We start from the raw sequence: 18601 nt of genomic DNA, 5'->3' as shown, positions 1-18601 counted from the left end.
CCTTAACAAGCGTGTTACCGGGATTTATTCAAGTTTGGTCAAGAAGCGTAAAGAAACGGATACATATCTCGGAAGCGCATTGCACGCCCCGAAGGGCGACAGGATGGGGCAGTCCCATCCTGTCGTCGGGATCAGGCGATGTCTTCAGCCGGAGCATCCAGGCCCATCGCATGCAGACGCGAGTAGTAGCCGTTCTGCGCCAGCAACTGTGCGTGGGTGCCACGTTCGACAATCTGGCCCTGATCCATCACCAGAATCAGATCGGCCTTCTCGATCGTCGAGAGGCGATGAGCGATGACCAGCGTGGTGCGGCCCTTCATGACGTGATCCAGCGCTGCCTGAATGTGCCGCTCGGATTCGGTATCCAGTGCCGATGTCGCCTCATCGAGAATCAGCAGCGGTGCATTCTTCAACAACGCCCGTGCTATCGCCAGGCGCTGACGCTGACCGCCGGACAGCAACACGCCATTTTCCCCGACCTGGGTGTCCAGGCCTTCGGGCATTTGCGAGATGAAGTCCATTGCGTAGGCGTCGGTAGCGGCCTTTTCGATATCGGCCCGGGGGGCACCGGCCAGGTCGCCGTAGGCGATGTTGTTGGCAATCGTGTCGTTGAACAGGGTCACATGCTGGGTGACCTGTGCAACGTGGCGACGCAGGTTGCGCAATCGGTAATCTTCGATCTCGACGTCATCGAGCAGAATCTCCCCGATATCGTGATGATAGAAACGCGGAATCAGGCTGGCGAGAGTCGACTTGCCGCTACCGGAGCGACCCACCAGTGCGATCATCTGGCCTGGCGCCGCACTGAAGTTGATGTTCTTCAGCACTTCGCGCTCGGTGCCCGGGTAAGTGAAACTGAGGTTGCGTACCTGCAGATGGCCGCTGACCCGGTCACGCTCCACCGTACCGTTATCCACTTCAGGTTCTACGTCCAGTTGCTCGAAAATGCTTTCGGCACCGGCAACCCCTTTCTGGATGGTCGAACTGACCTCCGACAACTGCCGGATCGGCTTGGGCAGCAGACCCGCGGCCGTGATGTACGCCACCAGATCACCGGCCGTGGCATCGCCACGCAGGAACAGCACCAGGAACATCAGCACGGCCATGGCGCTGTAGATCACCAGCTGCAGCATGGGCGTATAGACCGCTCCGGTCTTGGTCATGCGCAATTGCTTGTCGGTGTTGCTCTGGCTGGCAGCGGCAAAGCGGCGCTCTTCATAGCTCTCGCCACCAAAACTGCGCACCACGCGATAGCCCTGGATGGTTTCGGAAGCCACGTGAGTCACGTCGCCCATGGCCACCTGGATCTTCTTGCTCTGCTTGCGGAATTTCTTGCTGGTACTCCCCACCATTAAGGCAATCAACGGAAGGATCGCCAGCATGACGAGGGTCAGCTTCCAGTTCATCCAGAGCAGATAGGCGAACAGAAACACCACCGTCAGGCCTTCACGGATAACCACCTTGATGGCATCGGTGGCGGCACCGGTCACCATGGTCACGTTGAACGTGATGCGCGAAATCAGATGCCCTGAATTATGGGTGTCGAAATAACGATTGGGCAGCACCAGCAGTTTGTTGAACAACTCGATGCGCAGGTCATGCACCAGTCCCAGCGATACTTTCGCCAGATAAAAGTTGCCGAGAAACGACCCCAGACCCTGCCAGGCAGCGATCAGAATGATCAGCAACGGCACGGCCATCAACAACTGCAGGTCCTTGAGATAAGGAACATTGGGAAAGAGCACCGCTTCGGGATTGCTCAGGCCATCGACAAAATATTTGAGTATTCCCGCCAGCATTGGCTGGGTGGAGGCAAAAATCACGAAGCCCACGATACTCAGAAGGAAAAGGCCGATATAGGGCTTTACGTACCCCAACAGCCGAAAGTAGATCTTCAGGCTGGAATCCTGTTCCGCTTTGGGCGGTACGTCACTCATCGTAGGGCTCACTGATTAGGAAGAACGCGAAATTTTATCACAGGCACCGGGATTGGCCCGAGCCCATACCAAAACACTGGCCAGACCAATAGGCAACCAGCTTACAAACCACTCGGCCCTTGGGGTTCCGGTCAGGCTGGCGGCGTCGAATTGCATGGCCAGGCTCGAGAACAGCCAAATGCCAATGATGCCCCGCCCGTAGAGGGTTTCCCGGGCTTTCCATGCCTGGCACAAGACGGCAATCCAGATTGCACACCACAACAGCAAGCCTGGCAGGCCCAGCTCGATAGCGACATGGGTGAACAGATTATGGGCATGGTCAAAATACATGCCCGAAGCAAACACTTTGTAGTCGCCACCAAGACCCAGCCCACGCAGGGGGTGCTCGGCGATCATTTGCAGGCAGGCCATCAGAATCTGCGGCCGGTAGGAAACGCCGCGCGCCATGACCAACGGCTCGAACAACACGAAAGCCAGCATGGCGACAACCAACGCGCACGCCGCAATTGCACGGCTGCGGCGGTCACCGCACCAGATCGGCATGGCAAGCAGCGTGAGAAACAATGCCAATGCGGCGCCGCGACTCTGGCTGAGCAGTACGAACATGCCCAGAAACGTCATCGCGATGACCCAGACAATCTGCATCCGCCCGGTTTGTGGTGGCCACAGAACAAGCCATACCGCCGCCAGGCCGATGACATAGCCCCCGAGGATCGGGTGGGCCAGCTCGCCCAGGCCTTCCACGCGCGCCATCAGGACATTGCCATCGAGAAGGTAGAATTTGACGATAGCCGCGATTGCCGTGGCCGCCAGCCCGATGCCACCCCATTGCATGATGCGAATCACACGGTCGGGTCTGCCATTGGCGAAAACCGGAAAGAACAGAAGAAAAACCACGATATACAGCAACCGCTTGGCCTCGCGCCCGCTGTCCGCGGCGTTCGTCCATGAAAGACTGATCAAAGACCAGGCCAGAAGCCCGAGCATCGGCAGCCAGATCCAGCGCTGTTCATGAAACATCTCCCTGAGCCGGGCCCGTGCAGACCAGGAAAAGACCAGCGCAGGTATCCAGAGCAATACGACCAGGCCTTGCTGATAGGCTTTGTTGGTAGGCGCAATGGCAATGGCTAACAGAAACCACAACAGACCTGTCGACATCCATGCTTTCGCCCAACGTGTTTCTTGCATCAAACTGCTCCTGATAGAGTTCACCCACCCAGCCCGGCATGGTTAAAGCTGAAACTTTTCGGCATCATTGCCCGCCACAGCGCCCCGTTCTTCCCACAAGGCTTTTCACGATGCAATTTTCCCGGCTGCCAGAGGCCACTTTGAATCAAATGATTGACGGTGCCAGAATCCTGGAGGCCGATAGCTACGGGCCGAAAGTCTACCTGTTGCAGGATGGGAATATTCTGAAACTGTTCCGCCGCAAACGGTTTTTTTCATCCGCACTGTGGCGCCCCTACTCGAAACGCTTCATCGATAACGCCGTCGGACTGCAAAAACTGGGCGTTCCAACCCTTCAGGTCCTGCAGCTTTATAAACTGCAAGCTCCTGGCATGACAGCTGTGCTCTACCAGCCATTGCCGGGAGAGACCTTGCGCCAGATTGCCAGCAAGGAAGGTTTTTCGTGGCAGCAGGCATTGCCAGACCTGGCCGGTCTGATCCGCAATCTTCATGAATCGGGGATCTATTTTCGTTCGCTGCACCTGGGCAACATTGTGGTGACGCCCGACAACTGCATGGGCCTGATCGATGTAGCAGACTTGCGTTTTTTGCGGGCGCCGTTGCCCCGGTATCTGGTCAAGCGCAACCTGCAGCATTTCGCTCGCTATATTGAACGCGAGAAGCTGAACGAAACCTTTCCAATGCAAGCACTGGAACAGGCCGTAATGTCTTCATGAAAGCAGGTCGTGGGCAGCCTGGCTGAAATCGAGCCAGGCCTGGTCAGGCGCCAGCGCCTGATATTGCTCGGCGGCGACTGTTTCGGCCGATGCGCTGAACGCCCTCAGGATCGCGTCACGCCAGGCGGCCACATCCTGAACGGGGGCATACCAGCCGGTATCGGCCAACTGTTCGCGAAACACCTCCAGCTCACTGGATAAAACCGGAACACCCGCCATGACGGCTTCCTGCATGATCAGCCCCAGGCCTTCATTCAGCGACGGCATGGCAACCCAATCGAATGCCCGGTAAAGCTGAGCCGCATCATCCAGATGCCCCGGCAGCAAGACCTTGCCACGCAATTGCAGCTCATCGATCCGCGCCTCCAGCACAGCGCGCCCCGTGCCTTCACCGAGAATCACCAACTGCAGATCAGGTCGCTGAAGCAAGGCTTCGGCGAAAGCGTCGAGCAGGCAACCAAACCCCTTGCCCGCGACCAGTCGCCCAACAGCTCCCAATACCGGTTTGTCCAGCGCAAGACCCAATCGCGCTCGCGCCTGCTCCCGAGGGAGAAGGTCGGCACGAAACGCCAGAGGATCGAAAGCGCTGCGCAACGTCATGACCTGAATCTGCAAGTCCTGACACAACGACGCCGCGAGGGTGTTCGAGACTGCAACCAGCGTCAGTTGCGAGGAGGGAATTCGTTTGAAGAGCGCGCGATCCGCAGGATGAAGCCGCGTCGAACCATGAAAGACCACCACCGCACGAACGTCGGGCATGGCTTCGATGACAGGCAGCAATGTACGTGCTACGCCAAGGCCATCGAGGAGCACCACGCGTGCACGGCTGTTTTTGAGGGCTTTGTGAAATCTGGAACGCATCCAGGGCCTCGTCAGCCGCCAGAAATGCCGCCCTTTCAACCGGGCGGAGGACAGCCCCCACTCCGTCACTTCGCCAACGCTCAGCCCACCTTCGCAGGCGCGGCCTTGAAGCAACCAGGTTTGAACCGGCTCCGACGAGGCGGCCTGAGACAGGATCTGTTGATGCACCTTATGAGTTGAGGCAAACGGAGCACCCCCGGCCCACATGACGTTGAGAATACTCATAGGGAACGAAGCCAATACCTGGGTTTCTGGAAAAAAGCTGCGGTGCATTTAATTGATGAACCAGCCAATACAGACTCCCAACAGCAAAGACAATACGAACTTTATCTGTTCGCGACGACTGCGGCGCGCCTTGCGCTGACGCTCGACAGCCGTTTGCACATGCAGACCGAAACCCGTGTGCATGACGGCGTCCGCTTCCAGCGTCATGGCCGTCAGATTCAAGTCTGCGTAGCGAATGGACAGCGCCTTCTCCCCACTGAATCCGGCAAAAGGTGCGCACAAGCGGTATTCCTTCATCCGGCGCAAGCCAGGATTCAGCGAAAAGCCCTGCCACTCAGGCTTGTCGGACACCAACGGGTAACAAGCTACCCCGCCGACGATCTCCCGCGTCTCCAGCCGAATGTAAGGACTGTGCACCCGCAAGTCATGATTATAGCTACGCAGCCAGACCTGCAGAATTTCCGGGCGCAGGTCGAGAATGGTCCTGGAGTCTTCCACAAATCCCGGGCGATAGAATTCCCAGTCGTCTTCGCAATGGAAGACATAGGGTGTGGTGACATGTGCGTAAGCCAAGTCGATTGATGCCAGCTGCCCCAGCTTCGGGCGATTGATGAATACGGTGCAATGCTCCTTCCAATGAGCAGGAATCACAGCGTGCACACCTTCATCCCCCGCATCCTCCGTGATGAACACTTCACGGATGGGAGCGGTATTGAACCGGTCGAAGCTCTCAAGCGTTATCTTGAGCAGATCCATTCGACCACAGCTGGTGACCACCAGGGTGATGTCACTTTCTTGAGTAAATTGCACCGGAATCTCAATTAGGTAAAAGTCGCCAGCAATATCGATTGCCGGGTAGTGCTTGTCAAATGCCCAGCTTCAGACGCACCTTTTCCAGAAGGCTCAGCGGCGCACGAGCCCGCAGTTCTGGCTTAAGTTCCTCGACGATACGTTGGCCGATTCGTGCAAAGCTGAACTGACTGACCGCGAGCTCGCGACCGTTGCGCGCAATTCGCGGCGCCAGTTCCGGATCGCTGCGCAATACGGCCAGCTTCTCCTGAAGCTGTGCGATGTCCTTGTAGAACACCACGTTGTGCATGTCCTTCAACCCCAGGGCCTGACTTTCCTCTGCCCCCTGATCAAACGCCAGCAATACACAACCGCAGGCCATCGCTTCGAAATTCTTGATCATGAATTCGCCCATGCCAACGTCGGCGCTGACAAAAAAGCGGATTCGGTTGAGCGTGTCGCGGTATTCCTCTCCGGATTTCGTACGAGTGACCACCAAAGGCTCGACGCGCCCCAACTCGTCGAGCAAGGCTTTGCGACCGCTGTAGGCAACACTGTTGGTGCTACCCACGAAAGCCAGCTCGATATCCCGCTCGCGCCCCTGATCTTCAAGTTGTGACTGGTCGTAGCCCTTGGGCACGAAGACGGCGTCGAAACCCTCCTGACGAAGGCGCTCAGTGACCACGAAGCCGGAGCTGATCACTCGTGCCCACGGCAAGCGGCGATAATGCGCGCTGAACTTGCCGGTGTACTTGCACGGAATGTAATTCTGGTAGGCATCGTGTTCCAGAATCACCAGATTGGGGATCGTGCGGATAAATCCGACCTGACGTATTTCCTGCTTGAAACGAAGGAAAAACACGATGCGGTCATATTGCGTAACGTCGACTTCGCGCCGGAAATAGCGACGCAGATTGCGCTGTTCATCGCTGCTCAGCCACCGCAAATCGCACTCGCAATGTGCCGCAACACCTTCGTACAAGCGATCCAGAATCGCCCGCTGATCTTTCTGCACCAGAAATAAAACTTTCATCGTCTTCCTTGCCGCGACAGGCAAACAGAGCAACGCCTGAAGGTCTTTCCGCTCGAAAGCGGACGTACTTCAGGCCCGTACCATCTATAAACGCCAGAACAGTTCATGGCGTCGTACAGCCTTGCGGAAAAATTCGTTTTCACCGTAGGGCGAGCCCGCACGCCCCGCAAGCAGGCGCTGCAGGCCGCGCCGCAGGCGACGCTTGAACGGAGCCGGTGGTTGCAGGTCGTGCATCATGCCCAAGGCCATGGCTTTGTCACGTTGCTGCGAGAGCGTCAACGGCACGCACAATGGCTGCATCGGTTGCGACGAGTCGAATGTCGGCGGCAGGGCGATACCTTGCCCGCTATCACCCATCGGCCAGCGATCGTTATCGTGCAGGTGGTTGGCGTAGCCGAGCAGGACCGGTTGCCAGTCAAGACCACGCAAGACTTCCAGCACGGCGTCCTGGGCGCAGATGTGATCGGGATGCGGATCGAGCGTCGGATGCGGCAGCACGATCACATCCGGGCGCGCGCGGGACAGCACGTCACGCAGGTCGGCCAGCAGATTGTTCCAGGTCGGCGCGCCATCGGCATCACCGGGCAAGGCAAACGGATTCAGCTGACGAAACATCCGTGTATCACTCAAATCAGCTTCCCGCGAACCCACCGGCTGATTCGGCGCAGCCTGCATCGCCGCCAGTTGCAGGCAGAAATACCCGAGCTGCACGCAGTGCTCCTGCGGCACGCCGGCCCAACGCGGTACGGCTAGACTGTCCCAGGCACGCAAGCGCCCCTTGAGACGCGCCGCCTCGACCTTGTTCAGGCCCATCTGTTGATAATGTTCGGCTTCGATCTCGCCGGCGGTCAGCGTCACGATCCAGGCTTCACTGGCCTGGCTGTACAGACCGTAGGCGGCGAGTTCGGCATCGTCGGCGTGAGGGGCGATGACCATCACCCGCTGCTGGCGGTAGTCCGGCTGCTCCAGTGCCCACAGCACCGGCTCGCCGGAGCCCCGGCAAAAGCGCCCGCGCAGACGCAACTGGCCTTGCGACAAGGCCTGCGCCTGCCCGCTGAGGTTCAGATAACGCAGACCGTTGACGCCACGTTCGAACGTCTGCGCATCGGGATGGGTGCCCCCGGCCAACTCGACCCGAGGATCGAAGAAGCGTCCCAGAAAGCTGCTTTTGACATTCACCGCGAGGATCAGCGTAGCGTCGTCCATCAGCATCACGCCTTCGTCGAGGCGCAATTGCTCGCCGTTCAAATGCACTTTTGGCTGCGGGGTAAACGGCGGAAAGCTGTATTGGTAATCGTCTTTCGGCGAATAGAACAGGTGATCGGCGAACCACGCTTCGTGGGCGATCCAGCCAACCAATGCCAGCACCAGCGGCAACCACCAGGCCACCAGCACACCGAGAGCGATCAACACGACCAGTGCGATCAACAGGCCGATGCGTTTATTGCGCCGGTGGCGCTTGAGCAATTGCTGTTTGCGGCTCATGGGCTGACTCATACGGTGAAGACCGGCACAGGATTGCACCAGCGATCCTTGTATTCACGGTCGGCACGACCGAAGGAAAAGCGCAGCGGCTTGTCCAGTGCCCGCGCATGCTCCCAGGCACTTTGCGTATTGAGGAAACTCAGGACGCTGCCGGGGCTGAATTCGCGGGTTTCGGGGTCGACGCCGCCGTTGATGTACTCGACGCTGATCCATTCCGGGGCTTCAACGCGATACACCAGTTGAATGGCAATCGGCGCGTCGTTGAGGAAGATCACCGAGCCGATCAACAATTCGCGCAGCAATTCGATGACTTCGGCCATGCGTGCCGCGCCAGTGGCCGGAAAACCCCAGCGACGCTGAAACAAGTCGCAGTAGATTGCTGCCAGTTCCGCACTCGAGAAGTCGCTGACCGGCCGCACCACACCGCCCGCCTCTTCCAGCAGGCGCAGTTCACGGCGCTGGTTGTAGCGAAACTTCTTCGACAGTTCTTCGGGGGTACGGGCCATGGCCAGTTGTTCGGTCTGCAACTTGAGGCCGCTGAAGCGGTTTTCGTTGAGCGCCGACAGGTAGCGTCCGCGATGGCGCAGCGGGGCCTGGGCATCGACGGCGGCCGGCAGGATCAGCTCGGCGTTGCCGAGGTCGAACAAGCCTTTCTTGCCGTTGCGCTTGAGCACGTCCTTGGACAAGGCCAGGTCGCGGCCCCAGGTCGGGATCGCGGCTTTGACGTCGCCCTGCTGCTCCCAGGCCAGATAACGCACCGGGATGCCGGCCAGATCCGCCAGACGCTCGACCACCATGGGATGAGTCGCGACGCTGCCGCCGAAACGCTGCCAGGCCTGTGCATAAGTTGAGGCGTCAACGGGCGACCAGCCACGTTCGCGCCAGCCTTGAAATCGGTTGAGCATCAGCCCCTCGGTGCCAGATCGGTAACTTGCGGCAAATGCCAGAAGGTGTCGCGTACAGCTCGGTCGGAGAAGCGCTCGCGCAGACGATCGACCATCATTTCGGCGCATTGACGACGCTGCTGCTCGTCCATGCCGGCCAGATGTTTCAGACCCTGGGCCAGATGCTCGGCGTCACCCAGCGGGAACAGAATGCCCACGCCTTCGACCACTTCCTTCGCCCCGCCACACGCCGTGGCCAGCAACGGCACGCCGGCGGCCATGGCCTCCAGCAGCACCATGCCAAACGGTTCGTGGTCGGAGCTCAAGGCAAACACATCGAATGCGCGGAAATAATTGCGCGCGTCCGGCACCTGGCCGAGGAACAACACGCGATCACCGATGCCCAGTTCACGGGCCAGTTCCTTGAGGTCTTGTTCCAGACGCCCTTTGCCGAGAATCACCAGTTGGCTGTTGGCCGGCAGACCGGGCAATGCCGCAGCAAAACCGTGCAGCAGCGTGGCCTGATCCTTGTCCGGGTGCAGACGACCGACGTTGCCGACAATGAACGCATCCGCTGACAGACCGAGGGTCTCGCGGGCTTCACGGGCCGACACCTGACTCATCTGCAACGCCGAGACATCGATGCGGTTGTAGAGGGTCTGGATGCGCGCCGCCGGCCATTTCGGCAGGCAACGGCGCATGTCGTCGCGCACTGCATCGGACACGCCGAGCAGGCTCAGACGCTTGCGGAAAATCTGCGCAAAGAGTTTGCGCGAGCCGCGTTTGTAATCGCCAAACGCGTGATGCACGCCAATCACCGGCAGCGAAGTGCCGAGCAAGGCGATGTAGATCGGCTTGAAGCGATGGGCGATGCAGAAACTGAAATTGCGTGAAGCGGCGATCTTGCGCAGATCGCCGATGGCGCCCAGCTTCAGGCCACGAATGGCCTTGGAGCTGTATTCCATGAACAACACTTCATCGGAGGCGCAGGCTGCGGCCACCTCGCTATCGGCGGCCCCGGTCAGAAAGACCGTGGTGACCCGATAACCGGTGCCCGCAAACAGGCTGGCGTATTGCCGTGCGCAGTCGAGGAACGGCCCGTCATAGCCGTGACAGAACTGCAGCACATGGCGTTCAGCCGAGCGTGTCATAAGCGTTTGCGCCTTCTTTGACCACCAGGATGTCTTCCATGATCAGGTATTGCAGATCCGAGCCGAAGAACATGTTCAGGGCGTCGGTCGGCGAGCAGATCATCGGTTCACCACGGCGGTTGAGCGAAGTGTTCAGGGACACGCCGTTGCCGGTCAGCACTTCCAGCGCCTTCATCATGTCGTAGTAGCGCGGGTTGTATTCGCGCTTGAGCACCTGGGCCCGGGAAGTACCGTCTTCGTGGACGACTTCCGGCACGCGTGTCTTCCACTCTTCAGCCACTTCGAAGGTGAAGGTCATGAACGGCGCCGGGTGATCGATCTTGATCATCTGTGGCGCAACGGTGTCGAGCATCGACGGGCAGAAAGGCCTCCAGCGCTCGCGGAACTTGATCTGGTGGTTGATGCGGTCAGCCACGCCAGCCACGCTCGGGCAACCGATGATCGAACGACCACCCAGTGCGCGCGGACCGAACTCCATGCGGCCCTGGAACCAGGCCACCGGGTTGCCATCGACCATGATTTTGGCGATCTGCTCCGGCATGTTGTCGAGCTTGCGCCAGGTCGGCTTGTTCTCGTGACGGGCGCACGCGGCGATCACGTCTTCATTGCTGTACGACGGGCCGAGGTAGACGTGTTCCATCTTCTCGACCGGCACGCCACGGGCGTTGGACACATAGGCCGCTGCGCCGACTGCAGTGCCGGCATCGCCGGAGGCAGGCTGTACGAACAGTTCCTTGACGTCGTCGCGGGCGATGATTTTCTGGTTGAGCTTGACGTTCAACGCACAGCCGCCGGCGTAGGCCAGCTTGCCGGTTTCCTTGAGCACGTCGCCCAGGTAGTAGTCGATCATCTGCAGCGCGATTTTTTCGAACAGTGCCTGGATGCTGGCGGCGTAGTGGATGTACGGCTCGTCGGCGATGTCGCCTTCGCGCTTCGGACCCAGCCACTCGATCAGCTTCGGCGAGAAGTAGTAACCCTTGCCCTTCTCTTTATAGCGACGCAAGCCGATCACGTTGGCGTAGTCGGTGTTGATCACCAGCTCGCCGTTCTCGAACGAAGCCAGGCGCGAGAAATCGTATTTGCTGGCGTCGCCGTACGGCGCCATGCCCATGACCTTGAACTCGCCGTCCAGCATGTCGAAACCGAGGAACTCGGTGATCGCACCGTACAGGCCGCCGAGGGAGTCCGGATCGAAGAATTCCTTGATCTTGTGGATCTTGCCGTTTTCGCCGTAACCGAAGAAGGTCGTGGCGTACTCGCCCTTGCCGTCGATGCCGAGGATCGCGGTTTTCTCTTTGAAACCCGAGCAGTGATAGGCGCTGGAAGCGTGGGCCAGGTGGTGTTCAACCGGTTCGATCTTGATTTTCTTCGGATCGAAGCCCAGTTGCTCCAGGCACCAGACAATCTTGTTGCGATAGCGCTTGTAGCGACGGTTGCCCATCAGGATCGCGTCGAGTGCGCGGTCCGGGGCGTACCAGTAACGCTTGGCGTACTGCCAGCGAGCCTTGCCGAAAATGCTGATCGGGGCGAACGGAATCGCGACCACGTCAACGTCGGACGGCTTGATGCCTGCCTGCTCCAGGCAGAACTTCGCCGATTCGTAGGGCATGCGGTTCTTTGCATGTTTATCGCGTACGAAGCGCTCTTCCTCAGCCGCCGCGACCAGCTTGCCGTCGATGTACAGGGCTGCTGAAGGATCATGGCTAAGGGCGCCGGACAGGCCAAGAATCGTCAATGCCACAGGGGTCTAGCCTCTTTAGTCTGCATTCAGGCGCGATGCGCCTTGAAAAATGATGTGCCCTCGCACCGGGCGAGAGACAGCTAAAGGGCGGGATTATAGCGTAAACGTGGCGGGAATGACCCTGTGCGAATTGCCCCATGTCGTTCAACCTACTGAACCCTTGTCCATCGGCCTATCCACGGCCTGGTCGCCAATAAACACTGATATTCCCGTCCACCGTCTGGCGATAGATCGTGTACGGCAGAAAAGCCGTATCGAACACACCGGACAGGGTCAGATCGAGCAGGACAACCGGCACCAGAATGCCGGTAGGATCGGGCGGCGCGTGCAGCAGGCAGAAATCGTGGGCGAGTCCGCTGTAGATACGCGGAATCGACTGACAGTAGGTCTTCTGTTTACGCAGGCCGCGCGTGGCGTCTTCATCGTCCTGCAGCACCGTAACGGCGGTGCCGCAGCCGGACAGTGCCAGGGAAAATGCGCCGATAGTGATAGCGTTTTTGATGCTCAAGATTTGCCCTCCGGGAACGTCGGGGCAAACTAGCATCGGGGTTTTGCGAGGGGCAGTTCATGGGTTCCGGGAAGGCCGTAGGACAAGTCACAAGGATTTGTCGCCACATGCCTCACCCGGATCCAACTGCAGAAATGTCTTACGCGCTGGCGAAAACAATCACGCGGTGCCCGCTACATCTTTGGGCAACCGCTGATCAATCACCTGATACAGCGCGCTGCTCTCAGGCCAGTTGCGCATGAAGCGCGCACGATCCCGGGCATAGGCCGGAGCGAAGCTGCCCAACGAGCCGTGCTGACACATCGAATCCAGATCTATCAGCGCCCAGCGATCTTCCTGCCAGAACAGGTTATGCCCCTTGAAGTCGCCATGGCTGATGCGTTCGGCGATCAACCGCGCAAACAGCTGATCCAGCGCCTGCAACTCGCTTTCCGGCGCCGCACCGCTTTCAACGTACGGCGCAAAGCGCTCGATGATGTCCGGCCCGGCCAGATGTTCGGTGATCAGATAGGCCTTGCTGCGCAGCCAGAGAAAACGGGTTTCCAGCACCGCCAACGGTTTTGGCGTGGCGATGCCGAGGAAGGCCAGACGATTGCCTTCGCGCCAGGAATGCCAGGCGCGGCTTGGACGCCAGAAGCGCTTGAGCCAATGGGCAAAATTCTTGATGTTGTAACGCTTGATCACCAGCGCACGCCCGGCAACCTCGACCTTGCCGACACTGGCCGCGCCGCCGGTCTTGTACAGATGGCCCTGATCGAGCAAGGCATCGGCCTGCTCCAGCACCGGCAACATCGCGGGCTCTTCCTCACGACGAATCGAGCGCAGACCGAACGCGCCGCGCTTGACGCTGAACAGCGTGCACTCACGACCGACCTTGATCAGGTAATCCTTCAAGCGCCAGGCGCGCACCTTGTCGATCTGCTTTTGCAAGGCTTCCAGCGGCAGCGCGTGTTCGCTGTTGCTCAGCAGGTAATACACCAACAACTCTTCGGTGAACGGCTCGAGCGACTTGGGCAACTGGGCGAAGAACACTCCGAGGTTTTCCAACACTTTCTGCCGGGACAACGGCTGGCCGGCGTTTTCCGCACAGATACCTGCGCCATCGATCAGATACAGCTGACCGCCGTGGCGCAGCAGGTTGTCCAGGTGCAGGTCTTCCTGCCACAGGCCTTTGCCGTGCAATTGACCGATGGCGCCAAGCGCTTCGGCCAGCACCGCCGATTGTTCGTCGGCCAGCACCGGCAAGGATTCGACCTTGTTCCAGGCATCGCCGAGGCTTTCGGCGCCTTTGAGGAGCTCGAACAGCAGCCAGCCACCCTCGCCGTCCTTCAGGCCGTCGGCCAGCAACAACGGCGTGGTCATGCCCTGGGCGGCGAGCAGTTTCACGCCCTCCAGCTCACGCTGAAAATGCCGCGCTGCCTTGCTACCGACCAGCAATTTGGCCAGCACCGGACGCCCGCGCCACACACCGGCACCGACGTAACGCTGCCCCGGCAACACCCGCAGCAGACTGAGCAACTGCAAATCGGCAACGCCCGCCGCATCCGCGAGCGAAACCGTCAACGGCAGACTCGGCGTGCGCCCGGCATTTTTCAAGTCGGACAACTGCATCAGCGGGTCTCCTTGCGACTGCGCCGCGCGGTCAGCCGCGTGATCCAGCTGTCGACCAGCGAACTGTCCGTCGATTGATCGAGATACGCCGCCAGCAGCTCACGCAATTGCGCCTCGCTCCACTCCGGCGCACGGCGCAGCAGCGGTTCCAGATCCTTGACCCGGTCACGCATGCCGAACAGCAACGGGCGGGTCTTTTCCAGGTCGATCAACTGCGCCTGATAGCCATCGCTCTCGGCGCGCAGGAAAATGTGTTTTGGATAAAAGCAGCCGTGCACCTGACGCATACCGTGCAGATGACGCGCCAACAGGCCGCAAGCCTTGAGAATCGCCGACTGCTGCGCGGAATCGAGATCCGACCAGCGCTGCAACAGCGAATCGAGATCATCCCAGCCCTCCAGCGCGCGGGTCAGCAGGATCGCACGGACTTCACCGTTGACCTTGCGCTCACCGAAGAACGCCGCCTGCAACGCCGGAATGCCCAGCTTGTTGTAACGACTGATATTGCGAAATTCCCGGGCGAAGGTCGGCTCGCCGAATGGCGCATGCAAGGTGCGAGTCAGGTAATTGCACTGGCGCTTGAGGTAATAGCCATGCCCTTCCAGCTCCAGACGAAACACGCTGCTCCAGCCGCCGCCATCGGTGTTGGGCTCATCCACGGCGTCGAGTTGCTTGGACCACAGCGCATCGAACGTGCCGAGACCGTGGCGCTCCAGCAGCGCACGATCTTCAGCGGCCAGAAAATCAGTCATTCGCGTCCCTCGAAAAATCTCACCACGTGGCGAATCCGTTGCTTGTCGGCGGCATTGAGCCGTTCACGTCGGCGATATTGCAGGTAAAAGCGCAGGCGCTGGGTGTTCGACAGGTGATACTTGGCCACCTTGTCGAGACAGGCCAGATCCTTGGTGATCCGGTACTTGAGCCAGAAGCCGCGCCAGAAATCGCCGTTCGGGCAATCGATCAGAAACAGCTGCGCCTGATCGTCGATCAGCAGGTTGCGCCACTTCAGATCGTTATGAGTGAAGCGATGGTCGTGCATGACACGCGTGTAACCGGCCAGTTGCCGGCTGACGCCGTCGACCCAGGCGCGATCCTTGAGCTTGGGATCGTTGCGTTCGGCCAGTGCCGACAGGTCTTCGGTGCGCGGCAGCTCACGGGTGATCATCGCCCCGCGATCGTAGGCCATGCCGTTGCGCTCCAGACCCCACGCCACCACTTCAGCGGTGGGAATGCCCCACTTGGCGAAGCGCTTGAGGTTCTGCCATTCCATCTTCACCCGGGGTTTGCCCAGATAACGCCGCAGACCCTTGCCGGCACCGCTGTAGCGCTTGACGTAATAGTTGACGCCATTGAGCTGCACGCGAATGACTTCGGACAATGGATCGCGAGTCAGGCGCTCGCCCTGAAGGGCAAATACCGCTTCGAGGCTACCGAAATGCTGCGCAAGTTCACTGTACTCAGGCTCCAGATTCCAACCCGCCATCAGAGCGCATCCCCGTAACGCTGTTTGCGCGCATAGAGTTTGTTGGCCTTGCCTTCGAGCCAGCTCAGCAACGGCGCTTCTTCGGCCAGGATCTGGCGCAGCGGTTGCTGGAAGTAGCCTTTGAGGAAACGCAGCTTGTCGCGGCGGGTCAGGCCGATATCCAGCGCGGAAAAGTACAGCGCCGCCAGATCCTTGTTGCGCCAGCGCTGGGTGATCGCCGGGCGGGTCTGGGCGCGGTGCAGATCGATCACCGAGAGTTTGAAATCCTCCGGGGTCACCGGTTTGTCGGTATGCAGCAGGAAGTGGCAGATGTAGCAGTCGCGGTGGTTGACCCCGGCGCGGTGCATCATGCCGGTCATGCGCGCGACCTCGGCGATCAGCGCCCGCTTGAGTTTCGGCTGCGGCGGTTGCTTGACCCAGTCGATGCTGAAGTCTTCGAGACTGATGGTCGGCGCCAGCTCTTCGGTGACGATGAACGAATGCTGATCCGCCGGGTTGCTGCCCTTCTCGCCGTACGCGACGGCGGTCATGGTCGGCACGCCGACTTCCTGCAGACGCTGGATTGCCTTCCATTCCTGACCCGCACCGAGCACCGGCAGCTTGGCGGTCAGCAGGTTCTTGAAGATCTCGCCCCAACCGATGCCCCGGTGGATCTTGACGAAAAAGCCATTGCCGTCGACTTCCGTGCGTAACGTCCGGCGGGCTTCCAGCTCGCGGTACACCTCGCCCTGCAAGCCCTCGACCTCGGCGAACGGATCGCGTCCGGCCCACAGGCTCTTGAACGGTTCAGCCAGCATCAACTTCATTTAAGCGTGCTCCGCCAGAATCACATCGGCCGCGTGCTGCGGCATGCTGTAGAGGTCGGCCGTCTCGGCGAAGGCCAGACCGTTGCGGCTCCAGGCCGCCCGTGCAGCGTCGTCGTTCAACATGTCAGTCAGGTATTGCGTCAGTTGCGCCTGATCGAACGGCTCGTCCAGCACTCGCCCGGCGTCGGCCTCGGCGATGTAATGGGCGTAACCGCAGACCGCGCTGACCAGCACCGGCAACCCGGCGACCAGCGCCTCAAGCAGCACCGTGCCGGTGTTTTCGTTGTACGCCGGGTGGATCAGCAGATCGGCGCCGAGCAGGAAACGCGGGATATCACTGCGCCCCTTGAGGAACGTCACGTTGTCGCCCAGGCCCAGCGTCGCACTCTGCATCTGGAACAATTTGGGGTCATCCTGGCCGATTACAAACAGCCGGGTGCGTTTCTTCAGCTCGGCGGGCAATGCGGCCAGCGCTTTCAGGCTGCGATCGACACCCTTGGTCTTGAACCCGGAACCGATCTGCACCAGCAGCAGTTCGTCGTCCTTCAGATTGAATTCGGCGCGGAAACCGGCGCGAATCTGGTCGGCATCCGCAGGACGGCGGCGATCCTGGGCGATGCCAGGCGGCAGCAGGTGGAAGCGCTCAAGTGGCGTGTCGTAATACTTGATGAACAGCGGCTGCTGCACTTCGGAAATCATCAGCACTTCGGTCTTCGCGTCTTTGGCGAACACCGCACGCTCGTATTCGGCGAAGTGGCGGTAGCGGCCCCAGCGGCGATACAGCGAATGGCGCAGGTTCTGCGCCTTGTCTTCGAAGCAGCCGTCGGCGGCGTAGTAGACGTCCAGCCCCGGCATCTTGTTGAAGCCGATCAGGCGATCCACCGGGCGCCTGGCCAGGTCCGCTTCCATCCACGCGCTGAGCTTTTCGTTGCGCCGGTGATTGAAGAACGCCTTGACCGGCGCCACCAGCACTTCGAAACCGGGCGGCACGTCGCCTTCCCAGATCAGGGTGTAGACGCGGATCTGGTGCCCGCGCTTCTGGCATTCGAGGGCGATGCGCATGAAGTCGCGCTGCAAACCGCCGAACGGAAAATATTTGTACAGGACAAAAGCCAATTGCATCAGCGCAGCTCCTCAGCCATCAACAACGTGCTCAGTCGGCTGGCAACACGCTCGGGATTCAGACGCGTGAAGCACAGGGGCCACTCGCGTTTCAGGTCAAACTGACGGGCATCCTGCGCGGTCGGTTGATAGGTACATTTCTTTTGCAGGCACGGCGCGCAAGGGAAATCGCTGCCGAGGTGAATCTGCAGCTTGCCGTAGGCGCCGGTCAGGCCCGGATTGGTCGGGCCGAACAGGGAAATCGTCGGCACATCCAGTGCCGCAGCCAGATGGCCGAGACCGGTGTCCACCGCGACGCAGGCCTGGGCGCCGGCGAGCACCTTGCCGACCCCGGCCAGGTTCAGCTTCGGCAGCACTTCGGCGTGTTTGAAACCGGCGGCGATGCGCTCGGCCCGGGCTTTCTCCAGCGGGTTGCCCCACGGCAGCTTGATCCCGACGCCGAGGTAACCGACCCGCTCGGTCAGCTCGCGCCAGTAGGCTTCCGGCCAGTGTTTGGTGTCCCAAGTGGTGCCGTGGAGGAACACCACGTAGGCATTCTTGCGCGGCAACTCGACCAGACGCTCGACATTGAGGCCGTAATCGCCCAGACCTTTGGGCAAGTCATAGCCCAAGGCGATAGCGAACAACTGGCGCACACGCTCGACAGCGTGCTGCCCACGGGCCACCGCCAGTTTGCGGTCATAAAAGCGCGCGGCGATCGGCTCGCGGGCCGAGCCCTTGTCAAGACCGGCCACCGGCGCTTTGACGTAGCGGGTCAGCCAGGCGCTTTTCAGCAGGCCTTGAGCGTCGATCACCAGGTCATATTTGTTCGCCCGAACGGATTGCTTGAAGCGTTTCCACTCGCCGCTGGTGATGGTTTTCCAGATGTTCTTGCGCCAGCGGCGGATCGCCACCGGAATCACTTTGCCTACGGCCGGGTGCCAGGTCGGAATCTCGGCGAAGCCTTCTTCCACCACCCAGTCGAACTTGATCCCGGGAATCGCCCGGGCGGCGTCGGTCAGCGCCGGCAACGCGTGAATCACGTCGCCCAGCGATGAAGTCTTGATCAGCAATACCCGCAA

17 protein-coding genes are annotated in these 18601 nt (G+C 60.1%); 1 reads left to right on the top strand and 16 read right to left on the bottom strand.

Annotated elements, in window-relative coordinates:
* Nucleotides 1-131: 131 nt before the first annotated feature.
* Together msbA and ABFB52_RS03495 are read right to left on the bottom strand one after the other, a co-directional pair.
* Nucleotides 132-1937 (bottom strand): lipid A export permease/ATP-binding protein MsbA, encoded by a 1806-nt coding sequence (gene msbA / locus ABFB52_RS03500; RefSeq protein WP_085746475.1) that lies wholly within the window; start codon nucleotides 1935-1937, stop codon nucleotides 132-134.
* Between the two features lie 15 nt (nucleotides 1938-1952).
* Nucleotides 1953-3125, bottom strand: a complete 1173-nt coding sequence (locus ABFB52_RS03495; RefSeq protein WP_085746474.1) for an O-antigen ligase family protein — start codon at nucleotides 3123-3125, stop codon at nucleotides 1953-1955.
* 110 nt (nucleotides 3126-3235) lie between these two features.
* Here ABFB52_RS03495 and ABFB52_RS03490 point away from each other — a divergent pair, with 110 nt between their 5' ends.
* Complete coding sequence (locus ABFB52_RS03490) at nucleotides 3236-3841, top strand: toluene tolerance protein (RefSeq protein ID WP_129972317.1); 606 nt, start codon at nucleotides 3236-3238, stop codon at nucleotides 3839-3841.
* Here ABFB52_RS03490 and ABFB52_RS03485 read toward each other — a convergent pair.
* From ABFB52_RS03485 to waaC, 14 genes are all read right to left on the bottom strand, one after another.
* The gene (locus ABFB52_RS03485) at nucleotides 3836-4927 is read right to left on the bottom strand and encodes a glycosyltransferase (RefSeq protein ID WP_129972336.1); all 1092 of its coding nucleotides are present in this window, start codon (nucleotides 4925-4927) and stop codon (nucleotides 3836-3838) included. The two genes, ABFB52_RS03490 and ABFB52_RS03485, sit on opposite strands and share 6 nt — an antisense overlap.
* Before the next feature lie 48 nt (nucleotides 4928-4975).
* Nucleotides 4976-5737 (bottom strand): hypothetical protein, encoded by a 762-nt coding sequence (locus ABFB52_RS03480; RefSeq protein WP_085746471.1) that lies wholly within the window; start codon nucleotides 5735-5737, stop codon nucleotides 4976-4978.
* Between the two features lie 55 nt (nucleotides 5738-5792).
* Nucleotides 5793-6749 carry a glycosyltransferase gene (locus tag ABFB52_RS03475; protein WP_102686810.1) on the bottom strand — a complete coding sequence of 319 codons (957 nt, stop codon included), beginning with the start codon at nucleotides 6747-6749 and terminating at the stop codon, nucleotides 5793-5795.
* A gap of 84 nt (nucleotides 6750-6833) precedes the next feature.
* Nucleotides 6834-8234, bottom strand: a complete 1401-nt coding sequence (locus ABFB52_RS03470) for a PIG-L family deacetylase (protein ID WP_129972316.1) — start codon at nucleotides 8232-8234, stop codon at nucleotides 6834-6836.
* A gap of 8 nt (nucleotides 8235-8242) precedes the next feature.
* Nucleotides 8243-9139, bottom strand: a complete 897-nt coding sequence (locus ABFB52_RS03465) for an antimicrobial resistance protein Mig-14 (protein ID WP_085685299.1) — start codon at nucleotides 9137-9139, stop codon at nucleotides 8243-8245.
* A complete protein-coding gene (locus tag ABFB52_RS03460) occupies nucleotides 9139-10269 on the bottom strand; it encodes a glycosyltransferase (RefSeq protein ID WP_085746467.1) in 1131 nt (376 codons plus the stop codon). The genes ABFB52_RS03465 and ABFB52_RS03460 overlap by 1 nt, the downstream gene beginning before the upstream one ends.
* Entirely contained in the window at nucleotides 10253-12010 is a 1758-nt protein-coding gene (locus ABFB52_RS03455) for a carbamoyltransferase (RefSeq protein ID WP_007952261.1), read from the bottom strand. Before ABFB52_RS03455 ends, ABFB52_RS03460 begins: the two co-directional genes overlap by 17 nt.
* Before the next feature lie 172 nt (nucleotides 12011-12182).
* Nucleotides 12183-12518 (bottom strand): YceK/YidQ family lipoprotein, encoded by a 336-nt coding sequence (locus ABFB52_RS03450; protein ID WP_085746466.1) that lies wholly within the window; start codon nucleotides 12516-12518, stop codon nucleotides 12183-12185.
* Between the two features lie 159 nt (nucleotides 12519-12677).
* On the bottom strand, nucleotides 12678-14129 hold the full coding sequence (locus ABFB52_RS03445) for a lipopolysaccharide kinase InaA family protein (protein ID WP_129972315.1): 1452 nt from the start codon (nucleotides 14127-14129) through the stop codon (nucleotides 12678-12680).
* Nucleotides 14129-14881 (bottom strand): lipopolysaccharide kinase InaA family protein, encoded by a 753-nt coding sequence (locus ABFB52_RS03440; RefSeq protein WP_129972314.1) that lies wholly within the window; start codon nucleotides 14879-14881, stop codon nucleotides 14129-14131. Before ABFB52_RS03440 ends, ABFB52_RS03445 begins: the two co-directional genes overlap by 1 nt.
* Nucleotides 14878-15612, bottom strand: coding sequence for a lipopolysaccharide kinase InaA family protein (locus ABFB52_RS03435; RefSeq protein ID WP_085746463.1), 735 nt, complete (start codon nucleotides 15610-15612; stop codon nucleotides 14878-14880). Before ABFB52_RS03435 ends, ABFB52_RS03440 begins: the two co-directional genes overlap by 4 nt.
* Nucleotides 15612-16418 (bottom strand): lipopolysaccharide core heptose(I) kinase RfaP, encoded by an 807-nt coding sequence (rfaP, locus tag ABFB52_RS03430; RefSeq protein WP_108559264.1) that lies wholly within the window; start codon nucleotides 16416-16418, stop codon nucleotides 15612-15614. The genes ABFB52_RS03435 and rfaP overlap by 1 nt, the downstream gene beginning before the upstream one ends.
* Complete coding sequence (locus ABFB52_RS03425) at nucleotides 16419-17540, bottom strand: glycosyltransferase family 4 protein (protein ID WP_129972313.1); 1122 nt, start codon at nucleotides 17538-17540, stop codon at nucleotides 16419-16421.
* Nucleotides 17540-18601, bottom strand: coding sequence for a lipopolysaccharide heptosyltransferase I (gene waaC, locus ABFB52_RS03420; RefSeq protein WP_074689605.1), 1062 nt, complete (start codon nucleotides 18599-18601; stop codon nucleotides 17540-17542). The genes ABFB52_RS03425 and waaC overlap by 1 nt, the downstream gene beginning before the upstream one ends.

Source organism: Pseudomonas sp. 9.2(2024) (assembly GCF_039695385.1).
Taxonomy (GTDB): Bacteria; Pseudomonadota; Gammaproteobacteria; order Pseudomonadales; family Pseudomonadaceae; genus Aquipseudomonas; species Aquipseudomonas paraglycinae.
This window is presented reverse-complemented; position numbering and strand designations above follow the sequence as displayed.

What these genes read in the sequence shown, in the direction of transcription:
- ABFB52_RS03425 (WP_129972313.1), bottom strand. Translation starts at nt 17,540, where the DNA reads ATGCAATTGGCTTTTGTCCTGTACAAATATTTTCCGTTCGGCGGTTTG.
- ABFB52_RS03490 (WP_129972317.1), top strand. Translation starts at nt 3,236, where the DNA reads ATGCAATTTTCCCGGCTGCCAGAGGCCACTTTGAATCAAATGATTGAC.
- ABFB52_RS03460 (WP_085746467.1), bottom strand. Translation starts at nt 10,269, where the DNA reads ATGACACGCTCGGCTGAACGCCATGTGCTGCAGTTCTGTCACGGCTAT.
- ABFB52_RS03440 (WP_129972314.1), bottom strand. Translation starts at nt 14,881, where the DNA reads ATGACTGATTTTCTGGCCGCTGAAGATCGTGCGCTGCTGGAGCGCCAC.
- ABFB52_RS03465 (WP_085685299.1), bottom strand. Translation starts at nt 9,139, where the DNA reads ATGCTCAACCGATTTCAAGGCTGGCGCGAACGTGGCTGGTCGCCCGTT.
- ABFB52_RS03495 (WP_085746474.1), bottom strand. Translation starts at nt 3,125, where the DNA reads ATGCAAGAAACACGTTGGGCGAAAGCATGGATGTCGACAGGTCTGTTG.
- ABFB52_RS03470 (WP_129972316.1), bottom strand. Translation starts at nt 8,234, where the DNA reads ATGAGCCGCAAACAGCAATTGCTCAAGCGCCACCGGCGCAATAAACGC.
- ABFB52_RS03445 (WP_129972315.1), bottom strand. Translation starts at nt 14,129, where the DNA reads ATGCAGTTGTCCGACTTGAAAAATGCCGGGCGCACGCCGAGTCTGCCG.
- ABFB52_RS03485 (WP_129972336.1), bottom strand. Translation starts at nt 4,927, where the DNA reads ATGAGTATTCTCAACGTCATGTGGGCCGGGGGTGCTCCGTTTGCCTCA.
- rfaP (WP_108559264.1), bottom strand. Translation starts at nt 16,418, where the DNA reads ATGAAGTTGATGCTGGCTGAACCGTTCAAGAGCCTGTGGGCCGGACGC.
- ABFB52_RS03475 (WP_102686810.1), bottom strand. Translation starts at nt 6,749, where the DNA reads ATGAAAGTTTTATTTCTGGTGCAGAAAGATCAGCGGGCGATTCTGGAT.
- ABFB52_RS03435 (WP_085746463.1), bottom strand. Translation starts at nt 15,612, where the DNA reads ATGGCGGGTTGGAATCTGGAGCCTGAGTACAGTGAACTTGCGCAGCAT.
- msbA (WP_085746475.1), bottom strand. Translation starts at nt 1,937, where the DNA reads ATGAGTGACGTACCGCCCAAAGCGGAACAGGATTCCAGCCTGAAGATC.